Raw genomic sequence first — 13695 nt, 5'->3', positions numbered from 1 at the left:
ATCGTGCTGATCCGTCAGCAGGTGCGCAAGGTCGCCGAAGCCATCCGCCTGGGCCTCATCTCCCAGACCAAGATCGTCACTGCGGCCAGCGAGATCGCGCGCAACGGCTTGGTCTACGGGCTGGGCGGCGAGTGCCTGATCGAGGAGACGCTGCGCGCCGGCAAGCCGGCGATCCGCCTGGTGATCCGCGATCACGGCCCGGGCATCGCCGATCTCGAGCGCGCCATGGTCGACGGCTACACCTCGGGCAAGGGCCTGGGCCTGGGCCTGTCCGGTTCGCGGCGGCTGGTGGACGACTTCCACATCGACAGCCAGCCCGGCCAGGGCACCACCGTCGAACTCTGGAAGTGGCGATGAACGACCAGCCGTGCAGCCTGGTGCTGCCGGTGAGCACCAGCGTCCATGTCGATGCCGCCCGGCGCGCCCTGGTCCGGCTGGCCGGCACCGTCACCGCCGACGAAACCCTGCTCGGGCGCCTGACCATCGTCGCCCAGGAGCTGGGCTACAACCTGGTCCGCCATGCCGGGCACGGCGAACTCCTGGCCACCCTGGGCGGCGAAGGGGTGCTCGATGTCCTGGCGGTGGATCGCGGCCCGGGCATGCACGACGTCGCCCGCTGTCTGAGCGATCACTACAGCACGGCCGCGACGCTGGGCGCCGGCCTGGGGGCGATTCGCCGGCAGGCCGATGTGTTCGACATCCATTCGCGACCGGGTCAGGGCACCGTGGTGCTGGCGCGCTTCCATCTGGCCGGGACGCCCAGCAGCCGGTTGCAGCATGGCGCCCTGTGCACGCCGCACCCCGAGGAGCAACTCTGCGGCGACACCTGGGCGGTCAGCGGGCGCCGCCTGCTCGTCTGCGACGGCCTGGGCCATGGCCAGCAGGCCGCCACCGCCAGTCGCCGGGCGCGGGAACTGTTCCTGCGCCATGGCGCGCACCTGCCCCTGCAGCGGCTGATGGAGAATCTGCACCAGGCGCTCATGGAAACCCGCGGCGCCGCCCTGGCGCTGGCCGAGCTGGACCCGGATCAGGGCCAGGTGAGCTTTTGCGGCATCGGCAACATCGCCGGGCGCCTGCTGGGCAACACCACACGCAGCCTGGTGTCCAACAACGGCACCCTGGGCTACCGGATCGGGCGGATCCAGACCTATACCTACCCCTGGACGCCCGGCACCCTGCTGGTGCTGAACTCCGATGGCCTGACGTCCAAGGTGGGACTGGGCGAGCACTCCGGGCTCGGGGCGCGCCATCCGGCACTGATCGCCGCCCTCCTGCACCGCGACTTCCGGCGCTCCGCCGACGATGCCACCGTTCTGGTACTCAAGCATGTCTGACGTCTTGCCCCTGCTGACCCTCGCCCTGCACTGCGAGCAGGACATCGTGCACTGCCGCCAGGCCGCCAAGCGCCTGGCCGCGGCCATGGAGTGGCCGGTGCTGGAGCAGATCCGCCTGGCCACCGCGGTCTCCGAACTGGCGCGCAACATCCACCAGTACGCCGGCAGCGGTCACTTCGACTTCGCCCTGCTGCGTGGCGAAGACCTGCGCCTGAGCGGCCTGGAGGTGCGGGCGGTCGACCAGGGTCCGGGCATCGCCGAGATGGAGGCCATCCGCGCGGGCAGCTATCGCTCCAGCACCGGCATGGGCATCGGCCTGCGCGGCGCCCAGCGGCTGTTCGACGACTTCGACATCCAGACCTCCCCTGCCGGCACCTGCATCACCGCCCGCAAGTACCAGGCGCCGCGACCCTTTCCCGAGGCGGAGCAGCTCCAGGCGCTGACGGCAGAGCTGCAGGGCAGTCCGCCACCGGATCCCTACCAGCAGATCCGCCTGCAGAGCGAAGAGCTGCTGCTGACCAACACCGAGCTGCAGGTGCGCCAGTCGGAACTGGAGGTCACCAACAAGGAACTGGAAAACACCAACCAGGGCGTGGTGGCGCTCTATTCCGAGCTGGAAAAGGCCACTCAGGAGCTCAAGGAGGCCAGCGAGGCGAAGACCCGTTTCTTCTCCAACATGACCCATGAATTCCGCACCCCGATCAACATCATCGAGAATGTCGCCAAGCTGCTCGCCAGCGGCGTGGACGGGGCGCTCAATGCCGAACAGCAGCGCCAGGTGCGCTTCATCAGCGACGCGGCGCTGGAACTGGCCAATCTGGTCGGCGAGTTGCTGGCGCTGGCCGAGGTGCAGTCCGGCCGCCTGACCATCGTGCCCCAGCCCTTTGCGCTGGGGCCTTTCATCGATCGCCTCGAACAGTTCGCCGCGGCCCTGGCGCCGCGTTATCCGCAGGTCAGCTTCAGCGTCGCCCCGCCGCCGGCCGGGGTGCTGCTAGATACCGACGAGAGTCGGCTGTTCCAAGTGCTGCGCAACCTGATCTCCAACGCCTTCAAGTACACCCCCCGGGGCCAGGTGCGCATCCAGGTGTTCCAGCCCGACGACGCCAGCCTGGAATTCCTGGTGGAAGACAGCGGCATCGGCATCGCCGCGGCGGATCAGCAGAAGATCTTCGAGGAATTCGAGCGGATCCGTTCGCCGCACCTGACCCATATCGAAGGCACCGGCCTGGGCCTGCCCCTGGCGCAGCGCCTCACCGTGCTTCTGCGCGGCGAGCTGTCCCTCGACAGCGAAGTCGGCCGCGGCAGTCGCTTCACCCTGCGCCTGCCGCGCCACTACGCCAGCCACCGGGCCGCCGAACCGGAGCCCGATCTCAGCGGCCTCACCGTGCTGGTGATCGAGGACAACGAGGGCGATCGCTATCTGGTCCGGCGCACCCTCGAACGCCTCAATCCGGTCCTGCTGGAGGCGGACAGCGCCCGCAGCAGCCTGGACCGGCTCAATGCGGTGCGCCCGGACATCATCATCCTCGACCTCGACCTGCCCGACATCAATGGCGAGGACCTGCTCGCCAGCATGGACTGGAGCATGCACCGGCGGGTGCTGATCAACACCGCCCAGCCCCTCGACGAGGCGGGCCGCCAGCGCCTGCAGGACTACTGCCACGCCATCCTGTTCAAGCACGCCCCCGATCACGCCGAGCGGCTGCTGGCCGAGGTCTGCGCCCTGGCGCGGAGCCTGTCCGATGACTAGTGCCCCGCGCCGCATCGTCATCATCGACGACACCGAGGCCAATCGCTATGTGCTGCGCAAGATCCTCGGCAGCCAGAGCCACTACGAGGTGCTGGAAGCCGCCAGCGGTGCCAGTGGCCTGGCGCTGATCGACGAATCCGTCGAGCTGGTGATCATCGACGTCAATCTGCCGGACACCACCGGCTTCGAGCTGATCCAGGCCATCGAGCACAAGTGCGGCTGGGGCCGGCTGCCGGCCATCATCAACATCTCGGCCACCTTCGTCTCCGGCAGGGACAAGGCCCAGGGTTTCAATACCGGCGCCCAGGCCTACCTGACCCACCCGATCAATCCGGAAGAGGTGCTGGCCACCGTCGGCGCCCTGCTCAAGGCCAGCTCCCGGGTCGGCCACATGGAGCAGCAGCGCAATTCGGCCATCGCCCGCAGCGAGAATCTGCAGGCGGAAAAGGTCATGCTCGAACGCTTCATGAGGTCGCTCAACCACGACCTGCGCTCGCCGCTCACCGCCGCGACCATGGTGGTCAACCTGATGCAGCGCAATCCGGCGCGGCGTACCGACGATCTGCTGCAGACCCTGCACGACAACCTGCAGCGCATGAACCAGATGATCACCGACGTGCTGGACATCAGCCACATGAGCCTGGGCGGCGGTGTCCGCCTCAGCGGCGATCCGCTGGTGCTGGGTCCGCTGCTGAACGACGCCGCGGCCAATCTGCGCCTGCAGTTCGCCAATCACCTCGACCTGAGTTTGGAGACCCCGGCGCAGGAGGTGCTGTGGGACAGATACGCCTTCCTGCGCATCTTCGACAACCTGGTGCTCAACGCCGCCAAGCACGGCGAGGCGGGAACGCCGATCCGGGTCCGCCAGTGGCTGGCCGACGACCAGGTCATGCTGGAGTTGCGCAACCTCGGCCAGTTTCCCGACGAGGTCCTGGCCAACCTGGCCACGCCCTATTTCATCTCCACCCGCAGCGACAAGCGCGGCTGGGGCCTGGGCCTGCCCATCGTCAAGGCGCTCAGCGAAAGCTTCGGCGGCGAGGCACGTTTCGCCAATGGCACGGGCGAGGTGGTCATCACCCTGCACCTGCCGCTGCGTTTGGCTTAGCGACTTTCGGGGCAGCGCGCCGCGATTATCCTGGTGCCGGTAGCGTGGAAAACTGCACAGCGTTTTCCACTGGTGCAAGACAAGGACTTGGCGATGTGGACAAGGCTGCGCCGTTGTCCACGCTACGGGGCCACCTCTGGCTGTTGGGCTGCGACGGTGGAGCCGTCTCAACCAACCTACGGCATCAGAGATCGCTTTCTTCGACCTTGCGGACCTTGCTGGCGTCGAGGGTGTAGGAGGCCTCAGCCAAGGCATTGTCGACCGCCTCGGTGTGCAGGGTGCCGATGATCCAGTAGGGCTCGTAGATGTCGGGAAGCGGCACGCCCTTGGGGTAGCGCACTAGCACGATCTGGTTGGGCGGCGGCGGCGGCACGTGGATGCAGGCGCCTGGATAGGGCACCAGGAAGAATTCGCGGAAATTGCCCTTGGCGTCGGTTTCCAGCGGCACCGGGAATCCCCCCAGCCGCACGTTCTGGCCATCCAGGGCGGCCACGGTGCGGGTGGAGTGCATCACCTCGGGCAGGCCGTTGTCCTTCTGCTTGAGCCCGCCCGGTGAGCCGAAACCGCCAGGCGCCTCGGGGCTGTCGTGGCTGATCTCCGGCATGGTTTCCAGGGCGTGGCGATCCTCCGCGGTGAGCAGGTCGAGCCAGTTGGTTTCCGGGGGTTCGCCCTTGGCGGCATGGGTCAGCAGCGGCAGGCTGGCGAGCAGCAGGGTGATGAGCAGTCTGGGCATGGTCGGCAGGTCGGACGCAAAAGTCCGAGTGTGAGGCGCGCTGGGTCAGGGGTCCAGTCTCCAGGCCGCAAAGCAAAGCCTCGCCCATGAAAAAGCCCCTGGGTCGACGGGCGACACCAGGGGCGAAAACGCTGTGCTACTTGGCTTCGCCGAGGCGAAGCGGCGTCTTAGCGACGCTTGGTCACCATGCCGTAGATGAACAGCACGATGATGGCGCCGACCACGGCACCAATGAAACCTGCGCCTTCACCGGCACGGTAGATGCCCAGAGCCTGGCCCAGGTAGGTGGCGACCACGGAGCCGACGATGCCCAGGATGATGGTCATGATCCAGCCCATGCTGTCGTCGCCCGGCTTCAGGAAGCGGGCAACCAGGCCGACGATGAGACCGATGATGATGGTTGCGATGATGCCCATGTGAAGAATCCCCTGTTTGAGTGCTGGTAAGACAACGCCGGTCAGCAGGCGTCGTTGTAGTCTCCGACCACCGGTGATCCGTCGAGGTTCAGGGGAAAACGGCTTCCGTGTGCGGAAGCCGTCTGGCATCAATCCTGGATCAGGGCTTCCAGGGCGGCGATGCGGGTCTGCAGGGTCGCGGCATCGGCGCTGCGCAGGGTGGCGTGACCGACCTTGCGCCCGGCCTTGAAGGCCTTGCCGTAGTGGTGCAGGTGGCAGTCTTCCAGAGCGGTGACGGCGGCCACCGGCGGTACCGAGCCGATGAAGTTGACCATGGCGCTCTCGCCAACCTTGGCGGTGGAGCCGAGCGGCAGGCCGGCCACGGCGCGCAGGTGGTTCTCGAACTGGCTGCACTCGGCGCCTTCGATGGTCCAGTGCCCGGAGTTGTGCACGCGCGGGGCGATCTCGTTGGCTTTCAGGCCACCCTCGACCTCGAAGAATTCGAAGGCCAGCACGCCGACGTAGTCGAGCTGTTCCAGCACGCGGCGGGCATAGTCTTCGGCCAGCGCCTGCAGCGGGTGGTCGGAGCTGGCCACCGACAGGCGCAGGATGCCGCTCTCGTGGGTGTTGTGCACCAGCGGGTAGCAGGCGACCTCGCCATCACGACCGCGCACCGTGACCAGGGAGACCTCGCCGGTGAAGGGCACGAAGCCTTCCAGCAGCAGGGGCACGCTGCCTAGTTCGGCGAAGGCGTCGGTGACGTCTTCCGGCTGGCGCAGGACCTTCTGGCCCTTGCCGTCGTAGCCCAGGGTGCGGGTCTTGAGCACCGCCGGCAGGCCGATACGGGTCACGGCAGCGTCCAGGTCGGCCTGGGAGAGGACGTCGGCGAAGGCCGGCGTGGGGATCCCCAGGTCGCGGAACATGGACTTCTCGAACAGGCGGTCACGGGCGATGCGCAGGGCTTCGGCGGACGGATAGACCGGCACGAACTGGGAGAGGAAGGCCACGGTCTCGGCCGGGACGCTCTCGAATTCGAAGGTCACCAGATCGACCTCGTCGGCCAGCTGGCGCAGGTGATCCTGGTCGCCGTAGTCGGAGCGCAGGTGTTCGCCCAGGGCGGCGGCGCAGGCGTCAGGCGCCGGATCGAGAAAGGCGAAGTTCATGCCCAGCGGCGTGCCGGCCAGGGCGAGCATGCGGCCCAGCTGGCCGCCACCGATGACGCCGATCTTCATGCCTGCTCCCTCGGATCGGGGTTGTCCAGCACGGTGCGGGTCTGCTCTTCGCGAAAGGCGTTGAGCCGCTCGTGGTATTCGGGGTACTTGCCGCCGAGAATGCTGGCGGACAGCAGCGCGGCGTTGATGGCGCCGGCCTTGCCGATGGCCAGGGTGGCGACCGGTACACCGGCCGGCATCTGCACGATGGACAGCAGGGAGTCGACGCCCGAGAGCATGGACGACTGCACCGGCACGCCCAGCACCGGCAGGTGGGTCTTGGCAGCGCACATGCCCGGCAGGTGGGCGGCGCCGCCGGCCCCGGCGATGATCACCTCGATACCGCGCCCGGCGGCCTCTTCGGCGTACTGGAACAGCAGATCGGGGGTGCGGTGGGCGGAGACCACCTTCACTTCGTGGGGAATGCCCAGCTTGTCCAGCATGTCGGCGGTGTGGCTCAGGGTGGACCAGTCGGACTTGGAGCCCATGATCACGCCTACGAGTGCGCTCATCGTCGTGCCTCTGAAATGAAGAAGCCACGCGGTGGACGTGGCTTGGGAAATGAGCGGCCTAGTATAGACGAAAGCGGGGCGGAGCGTGCCCCTGCGCCGGGTATCGCCTGTCGGTTGGAGGACAGGCTGTGGCGCTCACGGGACGGGTGGTGGTGTGGGGCGAGAGGTGCGGGCTAGATGCCTGGACGCTTGAGGTGGGATCGCGCTAGAGAGCGCCCTCACCCCGGCCCTTTCCCGCAGGCAGGAGAGGGGTGGATTGGCGCGGCGTGAGGGGTGGTTTTTATCGCGGCCATGGGCCGCTCCTACAGTCGTATCTGAACCTGTAAGAGCGGCCACGTCGGCGGACCGCCATGGCCGCGATAAGGCCTTGCCTCAGATCCCCACGTCAGGCAACTGCGGGCGGGTTTCCAGGGCCTTGGCCATCAGGCGTTCGACGAAGGCGCGGTCCGCGTCGGGCAGGGCCAGGCGTGGCGGACGGGTCAGGGCGCTGCCGCGGCCGGCGAGTTCTTCGCAGAGCTTGATGCACTGCACCAGGTCCGGGCGGGCATCCAGGTGCAGCAGCGGCATGAACCATTCGTAGAGCGGCATGGCCTCGGCGAAGCGACCGGCCTTGGCCAGGCGGAAGATGGTTTCGCCTTCGGTGGGGAAGATGTTGGACATGCCCGAGACCCAGCCTTCGGCGCCCACGGCGATGCTTTCCAGCACCACGTCGTCGAGACCGGCGAAGAGCACGAAGCGGTCACCCACCTCGTTGCGCACGTCGATGAAGCGACGGGTGTCGCCGGAGGAATCCTTGAAGCAGACGATGTTGTCGACGTCGGCCAGGGAGATGAGGATGTCCGGGGTGACATCGTTCTTATAGATCGGCGGGTTGTTGTAGACCATCAGCGGCAGGTCGAGGGCGCTGGCCACGCTGCGGAAGTGGGCGGCGGTCTCGTGGGGCTTGGCCGAGTAGACCAGGGCCGGCATGAGCATGATGCCGTCGGCGCCGGCGCGACCGACCGCCTGGGCGGTGCGGGTGGCATTGAGGCTGGTGAATTCGGCCACGCCGCAGATCACCGGTACGCGACCACCGGCGGCGTCCTTGGCGACCTCCACCAGGGAGATCTTTTCTTCCAGGGTCAGGGAGGTGTTCTCGCCCACGGTCCCGCACATCACCAGGCCGGAGACGCCATCGCGCACCAGGTTGCTGATCACGCCATGGGTCTTTTCCAGGTTGACCGAGAAGTCGTCGTTGAATTGGGTGGTGACGGCGGGAAAGACGCCGCTCCAGTTAACGCGGGGAGTGCTCATGCGGGGGTTTCCTCCAGACGGGAACGGGGCTTGAGAGAGTCGCGGTATTGCCGGGGCGACAGGCCGGTGAGACGGCGGAACTGACGGCTGAAGGCGCTGTGGTCGGTATAGCCACAGGCCAGGGCCACCTCGGTGACGGGCAGGTCGCGGGCCAGCAGGCGCGAGGCGGCGTCGAGCCGGGCCTTGTGCAGCAACTGCTGGGGCGTGAGGCGCAGGATGCGCTTGCACTGGCGTTCGAGCTGGGAGACCGACAGGCCGACCCTCTGACTCAGTTCGCCTACCGAGAGCGGCTGGGCATAGTGCTCGCGCAGATAGCGATCGACCTCGGCCACCTTGGCGTGGGCCGGATGATCGGCGGTCGGAGCCTGGAGATCGTGGGAGATGCCCGCCATGCCCATCAGCCGGCCCTGGGCGTCGTGCAGTGGCAGCTTGCGGGTCAGGCACCAGCCCGGGGTACGACCGGCGTAGAGGTGCAATTCCAGTTGATCGTCCAGCGCCAGGCCTTCGCGCAGCACGCGGCGATCCTGTTCGGCGTAGGCGCCGCCCAGGGGGGCGGGAAAGACTTCCTCGGCGGTCCGGCCGAGCAACTCGCTGACGTCCTCGAAGCCGCAGCGCTGGGCCAGGGTCAGGTTGACCAGCACATAGCGCGCCTCCAGATCCTTGACGAAGAACACCACGCCGGGGATGGCGTCGAGCAGCGGCGCCACCAGGCTCAGGCTGGCAAGCAGCGCGGGCAGGTCGGCGGGCCGGGCGCGGCTCAGGGCGTCCAGGTGGGCGGCGGCGTTCATCTCTCGTCCTCGGTCAGGGCCAGCAGGCTGTCGATACGGGTGGGTTGCAGGGGAAAGCGCGGCGCCGGGGGCGTCCAGCCCAGCAAGACGCGGGTGGCCTGGCCGCAGATGCGGCCCTGGCAGGCGCCCATGCCGCAGCGGCTGCGCAGCTTGGCCTGGGTCCAGTCGGCATGGCCGACCAGGGCGCCGAGGGCGACGTCTTCGCAGCGGCAGACCAGGGTATCCGGCTGGGCCAGCCGGGCAATGGCCGGATTCAGGGCGAAGGTGCGAGCCAGTTGGGCGGCGAAGCGGCGCCAGGCCCGGGCTTCGGCCTGCACGGGGGCCACGGCGTCAAGCTGGCTGCTGGCGACCAGACCAGCGATACGGCCGGTGGCCTGGGCCAGTTCGTTGCCGCCGATGCCGGTGCATTCGCCGGCGGCCAGGATGTGCGGCTGGCTGGTGCGCTGCTGGTCATCTACCGCCACCGCGCCATCCAGGGTCGCACAGCCAAGGCTCTGGGCCAGTTCGACATTGGGCACCAGGCCATAGCCACAGGCCAGGCGATCGCAGGCGATCTCCCAGCGACGCTCGCCCTGGCGCAGGCGTACGGCTTCGAGACGGTCGGTACCGAGCGCCGCCTCGACCCAGGTGCCGGGGCTATAGCGAGGAGTAGCCAGCGTCAGCGCCTGGCGCAGCTTGTTCGGCCAACGCCATAGCTGCAGACCGAACTCGAGTACCGCGCGGCGCCCGGCCTGTTCGGCGACCAGGGCGACCCGGGCACCCGCCTGGCGCGCGGTGGCGGCGCTGGCCAGCAGCAGCGGACCGGTACCGGCGACCACCAGGCGCTCATCGGCCACCTCCACGCCACCCTTGATCAGCGCCTGCAGACCACCCGCGCCGGTCACTCCGGGCAGGGTCCAGCCAGGGAACGGCAACAGCAGTTCGCGGGCACCGGTGCAGAGGATCAGGGTGTGGAAATCCAGGGTACGGCTGCCGTGGGCGTCTTCCAGCAGCAGCTGGTGTGAGCCCAGGACCGCGGCGACGCGGGTCTGGGTAAGCAGGGTGACGTCTGCCGGCAATTGACCGACTTCGGCGGCGACCTGGCCCGCACGAGCGCGCCAGATCTGACCACCGGGCAAGGGATTGTCGTCCAGCAGCACCAGGTTCAGGCCCCGACCACTGGCGGCGCGGGCGGCGGCGAGACCGGCCGGGCCGCCGCCGATGATGAGCAGATCGCAGCGCGTGGCGTTCATGACAGGCGCTCCACCTGCATGCCGTCCTGGCACGGCGTCTGGCAGGCCAGGCGGCGCACGCCGTCGACCTGTACCCGGCATTCCTGGCAGATGCCCATGCCGCAGAAAGGGGCCCGGGCTTCTCCGCCTACCGAACGGCGCGCGGCGGGGTTGCCGCTCTTGGCCAGGGCCGCGGTAAGCAGACTGCCGGGACGGATCTCCAGGCGCTCGCCATCGATGAACAGGGTCAGCATGCCAGGCTCCTCGGGGCAGTCGCGAAGCGAGCCGGTGCGAAGGGTTCCACGTGGAACGTGGAACCCTCGCCGAACAGCCCGCTGACGATGGCTTCGGCGGTGGCCGGCGCGGTGGTGACGCCCAGGCCCTCGTGACCGACCGCCAGCCACAGACCGGGCTGATCGGGATGGGCGCCGATCAGCGGCAGGCCATCGGGGCTGGCGGCGCGCTGGCCGGTCCAACCGCGGATCAGCGAGGTATGGGTCAGACCGGGCAGGAAATCCAGGGCGCGGCGCAGCAGCTGGCCGACCACCGCAGGTTCCACGGCCATGTCCGGACGCTCGAACTGGCGCGACGAGCCGATCAGCAACTGGCCGGTGGGGCGCGGCTGGACATTGAAGGCCACCGAGGCACCGCTGCTGGCATGGGCGCTGGCGCCGTAGCCGATCTCCACCAGCTGGTGGCGGACCTGCTCGGGATAGCGGTCGGTGATCAGCAGATGGCCCTTCTTGGGCACCAGCGGCAGGTCCGGGCAGAGACTGGCGGCCTGCAGGCCGGCGGCGAGCACCACGGCGTCGGCGGTCAGCCACCGCCCGTCATCCAGACGCACCCGTCTGCCTTCGACGGCGCTTACCCGGGCACGCTGGAATTCGATCAGCGGCGAGCGTTGTAGCAGCCAGGCGGCCACCACGGGTGCATAGAGCAGGCCGTCGCCGGGCACCTCCAGGCTACCAGCCAGGGCGGTCAAGGCCGGTTCCGCCGCGGCGGTCGCCGCAGCGTTCAGCGGCTGGTTGGCGACGCCCTGAGCGTCCAGGCGCTGGCGCTTCGCCTCGATCAGATCGAGTTCGGCGGCGTCACGGGCCAGCCAGAGGGTGCCGCAGTTGCGGTAGTCGGCGGCGGCTGGCAGCTGGGGCACCAGCTCGCGCCAGAGCACCAGGGAGCGTGCGCTCAGGGTCAATTCTGCGGGGTCGTCGTCCATCACCACCAGGTGGCCCATGCCGGCGGCGGAGGCGCCAGGCAGGCCGGCGTCCAGCACCCGCACGCGACAGCCGCGCGCGGCCAGGGCCGCGGCGCAACTGGCCCCGACGATGCCGGCGCCGACGACGAGGACGTCCGCCACCTGCTTCACCCCGGAATACCCCAGGCGAAGGGATCGTCCGCGGCCAGCAGCAGGGTGGCTTCGGCCATGACATGGGCGCGGCCGCGGATCACCGGCAGGATGCGGCCTTCGTCGCCGGGCTGATAATGGGCTTCGAAACGGCTGCCGATGACGCTCGCCTGCTGCCAGACGGCGCCAGGGGCCAGGTCGCCATCGGCCGCGAGACAGGCCAGCTTGGCGCTGGTGCCGGTGCCGCAGGGCGAACGGTCGTAGGCACGGCCCGGGCAGAGCACATAGCTGCGACTGTCGGCGCCGTCCGGATCCTCAGCGAAGAGTTCGATGTGATCAATGTGCCCGTCCTGCTCGCCGGTGATGCCGGCGGCCTCCAGGGCGCCACGCAGGGCCAGGCTGAAGGTGAGCAGGCCGTCGAGATTGTCGGCGGCGATGCGCTGGCCGTGATCGGCACAGAGAAAGAACCAGTTGCCACCCCAGGCGATGTCGCCGGTGACCGGGCCATGGCCGGGAATCTCCACCCGGACGGCGTGGCGATAGCGATAGGCCGGAACGTTGTGCACGCTGACGCTGCCGTCGTCATGCAGGGTGGCGGTGACGTCGCCGACCGGGGTCTCGATCAGGTGATCGCCGGGGCCGATCCGGCCGAGATGGGCCAGGGAGACCACCAGGCCGATGGTGCCGTGACCACACATGCCCAGATAGCCGACCTCGTTGAAGAACACTACGCCAGCGCTGGCCGCAGGCGATACCGGCTCGCAGAGCAGCGCCCCGACCAGCACCTCGTTGCCGCGCGGTTCGCGCATGCAGGCCTGGCGGAAGGCGTCGTGCTCGCCGGCCAGACGGCTGCGGCGTTCGGCCATGCTGCCGTGGCCGAGATCGGGAAAACCATCCAGCACCAGGCGCGTGGGTTCACCGCCGGTGTGGGAATCGATGACGCGGATGCGCTGCATGGCTGACCTCCGTGAGAGAGAGGCCAGTGTCGCGCAGATCGGCACAAAAGGCTTGCAGGACGTCGGCTAGCCAAAAGCCGATATCAGCACAATCAGGGCTAGATTTTCAGCTCGAGGGCCCCTGCTTTTCGAGATGTCGCCAGACCTGCTGCACCAGCCGTTTGCGCAACAGGGCACAGCGGTAGAGGCGGATCTCCAGGCCGACCTGCCAGGCGGCATCGCCGCAGATGGCCAGTTCGCCGCGGGCCAGTTCCGCGGCCACCGACAGCTGCGGCACCCAGGCCACGCCCAGGCCCTGCAGCGCCATGGTCTTGAGACTGTCGGCCATGGCGGTTTCATAGAGGGTCACGGCGCGCAACTTGCGCTGGCGCAGCAGGAGATTCACCGAGCGACCAAGGAAGGCGCCGGCGCTGTAGGCCAGCAGCGGCACACTGCTTTGCCCGTCGAGCTGGAACAGGGGTCGTCCTTCGCTATCGGTGGCGCAGACCGGCAGCATGGCGGTGTGCGCCAGGTGCAGCGAAGGAAACAGCTCCGGGTCCATCTGCAGGGCGGCATCGGGATCGTGGAAGGCCAGCATCAGGTCGCAGGCGCCGTCGCGCAGGGCGTGGATGGCATCACCGACGTTGGTGGCCACCAGGCGGCTGGCCAGGGCCAGGCCCTGGCCGCGCAGGCCGGCGATCCACTGCGGAAAGAAGCCCAGCGCCAGGGAGTGCGCGGCGGCGAATTGCAGCACCTCGCCCTGCCCGCCTTCCAGGTGGTGCAGGTGGCGCACCGTCTCGCCCAGCTGCTCCACCACGCTGCGCGCCGTGACCAGGAACAGTTGCCCGGCCTCGGTGAGGCTGACCGGGGTGTGGGATCTGTCCACCAGGGTCAGGCCGACGCTTTCCTCCAGGGCGCGGATGCGCCGGCTGAAGGCGGGCTGGGTGACGAAACGCTTTTCGGCGGCCTGGGAAAAACTGTAGGTGGCCGCCAGGGCCACGAAGTCTTCCAGCCATTTGAATTCGATGTTCATGGCACCCATACGTCATCTGATCTCGTGAGGTCACAACCCAAGTTATGCCGATC

15 protein-coding genes are annotated in these 13695 nt (G+C 68.4%); 4 read left to right on the top strand and 11 right to left on the bottom strand.

Going from position 1 to position 13695, the window contains the following annotated elements; genetic code table 11:
- Positions 1–3 precede the first annotated feature (3 nt).
- From QKY98_RS05170 to QKY98_RS05155, 4 genes are read left to right on the top strand one after another with little or no spacing between them, the layout of a single operon-like run.
- Positions 4–357, top strand: coding sequence for an ATP-binding protein (locus tag QKY98_RS05170; RefSeq protein WP_027597259.1), 354 nt, complete (start codon positions 4–6; stop codon positions 355–357).
- Positions 354–1334: a SpoIIE family protein phosphatase gene (locus QKY98_RS05165; RefSeq protein WP_108582233.1), complete on the top strand. Its 981-nt coding sequence runs from the start codon at positions 354–356 to the stop codon at positions 1332–1334. Before QKY98_RS05170 ends, QKY98_RS05165 begins: the two co-directional genes overlap by 4 nt.
- Complete coding sequence (locus QKY98_RS05160; protein WP_284670442.1) at positions 1327–3084, top strand: ATP-binding protein; 1758 nt, start codon at positions 1327–1329, stop codon at positions 3082–3084. Before QKY98_RS05165 ends, QKY98_RS05160 begins: the two co-directional genes overlap by 8 nt.
- The gene (locus tag QKY98_RS05155; RefSeq protein ID WP_074583304.1) at positions 3077–4189 is read left to right on the top strand and encodes a hybrid sensor histidine kinase/response regulator; all 1113 of its coding nucleotides are present in this window, start codon (positions 3077–3079) and stop codon (positions 4187–4189) included. Before QKY98_RS05160 ends, QKY98_RS05155 begins: the two co-directional genes overlap by 8 nt.
- Before the next feature lie 184 nt (positions 4190–4373).
- Here QKY98_RS05155 and QKY98_RS05150 read toward each other — a convergent pair whose 3' ends face one another.
- The 11 genes from QKY98_RS05150 to QKY98_RS05100 all read right to left on the bottom strand — a co-directional run bounded on the left by QKY98_RS05150 (position 4374) and on the right by QKY98_RS05100 (position 13642).
- The gene (locus tag QKY98_RS05150; protein ID WP_284670441.1) at positions 4374–4922 is read right to left on the bottom strand and encodes a DUF3299 domain-containing protein; all 549 of its coding nucleotides are present in this window, start codon (positions 4920–4922) and stop codon (positions 4374–4376) included.
- Between the two features lie 167 nt (positions 4923–5089).
- Positions 5090–5338 (bottom strand): GlsB/YeaQ/YmgE family stress response membrane protein, encoded by a 249-nt coding sequence (locus QKY98_RS05145; RefSeq protein ID WP_007160058.1) that lies wholly within the window; start codon positions 5336–5338, stop codon positions 5090–5092.
- A 128-nt stretch (positions 5339–5466) separates the two neighbouring features.
- Positions 5467–6549, bottom strand: coding sequence for a 5-(carboxyamino)imidazole ribonucleotide synthase (locus QKY98_RS05140; RefSeq protein WP_284670440.1), 1083 nt, complete (start codon positions 6547–6549; stop codon positions 5467–5469).
- A complete protein-coding gene (gene purE, locus QKY98_RS05135) occupies positions 6546–7040 on the bottom strand; it encodes a 5-(carboxyamino)imidazole ribonucleotide mutase (RefSeq protein ID WP_027598658.1) in 495 nt (164 codons plus the stop codon). Before purE ends, QKY98_RS05140 begins: the two co-directional genes overlap by 4 nt.
- 372 nt (positions 7041–7412) lie before the next feature.
- Entirely contained in the window at positions 7413–8333 is a 921-nt protein-coding gene (locus QKY98_RS05130) for a dihydrodipicolinate synthase family protein (RefSeq protein ID WP_027598659.1), read from the bottom strand.
- The gene (locus QKY98_RS05125; RefSeq protein WP_284670439.1) at positions 8330–9121 is read right to left on the bottom strand and encodes an AraC family transcriptional regulator; all 792 of its coding nucleotides are present in this window, start codon (positions 9119–9121) and stop codon (positions 8330–8332) included. Before QKY98_RS05125 ends, QKY98_RS05130 begins: the two co-directional genes overlap by 4 nt.
- Positions 9118–10353: an NAD(P)/FAD-dependent oxidoreductase gene (locus QKY98_RS05120; protein ID WP_181084760.1), complete on the bottom strand. Its 1236-nt coding sequence runs from the start codon at positions 10351–10353 to the stop codon at positions 9118–9120. The genes QKY98_RS05125 and QKY98_RS05120 overlap by 4 nt, the downstream gene beginning before the upstream one ends.
- Positions 10350–10586 (bottom strand): (2Fe-2S)-binding protein, encoded by a 237-nt coding sequence (locus tag QKY98_RS05115; protein WP_027600458.1) that lies wholly within the window; start codon positions 10584–10586, stop codon positions 10350–10352. The genes QKY98_RS05120 and QKY98_RS05115 overlap by 4 nt, the downstream gene beginning before the upstream one ends.
- The gene (locus QKY98_RS05110; RefSeq protein ID WP_284670438.1) at positions 10580–11695 is read right to left on the bottom strand and encodes an NAD(P)/FAD-dependent oxidoreductase; all 1116 of its coding nucleotides are present in this window, start codon (positions 11693–11695) and stop codon (positions 10580–10582) included. Before QKY98_RS05110 ends, QKY98_RS05115 begins: the two co-directional genes overlap by 7 nt.
- Complete coding sequence (locus QKY98_RS05105) at positions 11692–12630, bottom strand: 4-hydroxyproline epimerase (RefSeq protein WP_284670437.1); 939 nt, start codon at positions 12628–12630, stop codon at positions 11692–11694. The genes QKY98_RS05110 and QKY98_RS05105 overlap by 4 nt, the downstream gene beginning before the upstream one ends.
- Before the next feature lie 106 nt (positions 12631–12736).
- On the bottom strand, positions 12737–13642 hold the full coding sequence (locus QKY98_RS05100; RefSeq protein WP_027600461.1) for a LysR substrate-binding domain-containing protein: 906 nt from the start codon (positions 13640–13642) through the stop codon (positions 12737–12739).
- Positions 13643–13695 lie beyond the last annotated feature (53 nt).

It is taken from the genome of Pseudomonas sp. HR1 (assembly GCF_030175875.1).
GTDB lineage: Bacteria > Pseudomonadota > Gammaproteobacteria > Pseudomonadales > Pseudomonadaceae > Chryseomonas > Chryseomonas oryzihabitans.
This window is presented reverse-complemented; position numbering and strand designations above follow the sequence as displayed.

Bases quoted from the DNA above. Each gene is read 5' to 3' on its own strand.
- QKY98_RS05105 (WP_284670437.1), bottom strand. From the start codon at position 12,630: ATGCAGCGCATCCGCGTCATCGATTCCCACACCGGCGGTGAACCCACG.
- QKY98_RS05100 (WP_027600461.1), bottom strand. From the start codon at position 13,642: ATGAACATCGAATTCAAATGGCTGGAAGACTTCGTGGCCCTGGCGGCC.
- QKY98_RS05160 (WP_284670442.1), top strand. From the start codon at position 1,327: ATGTCTGACGTCTTGCCCCTGCTGACCCTCGCCCTGCACTGCGAGCAG.
- QKY98_RS05115 (WP_027600458.1), bottom strand. From the start codon at position 10,586: ATGCTGACCCTGTTCATCGATGGCGAGCGCCTGGAGATCCGTCCCGGC.
- QKY98_RS05130 (WP_027598659.1), bottom strand. From the start codon at position 8,333: ATGAGCACTCCCCGCGTTAACTGGAGCGGCGTCTTTCCCGCCGTCACC.
- QKY98_RS05125 (WP_284670439.1), bottom strand. From the start codon at position 9,121: ATGAACGCCGCCGCCCACCTGGACGCCCTGAGCCGCGCCCGGCCCGCC.
- QKY98_RS05145 (WP_007160058.1), bottom strand. From the start codon at position 5,338: ATGGGCATCATCGCAACCATCATCATCGGTCTCATCGTCGGCCTGGTT.
- QKY98_RS05120 (WP_181084760.1), bottom strand. From the start codon at position 10,353: ATGAACGCCACGCGCTGCGATCTGCTCATCATCGGCGGCGGCCCGGCC.
- QKY98_RS05150 (WP_284670441.1), bottom strand. From the start codon at position 4,922: ATGCCCAGACTGCTCATCACCCTGCTGCTCGCCAGCCTGCCGCTGCTG.
- QKY98_RS05155 (WP_074583304.1), top strand. From the start codon at position 3,077: ATGACTAGTGCCCCGCGCCGCATCGTCATCATCGACGACACCGAGGCC.
- QKY98_RS05165 (WP_108582233.1), top strand. From the start codon at position 354: ATGAACGACCAGCCGTGCAGCCTGGTGCTGCCGGTGAGCACCAGCGTC.
- QKY98_RS05140 (WP_284670440.1), bottom strand. From the start codon at position 6,549: ATGAAGATCGGCGTCATCGGTGGCGGCCAGCTGGGCCGCATGCTCGCC.
- purE (WP_027598658.1), bottom strand. From the start codon at position 7,040: ATGAGCGCACTCGTAGGCGTGATCATGGGCTCCAAGTCCGACTGGTCC.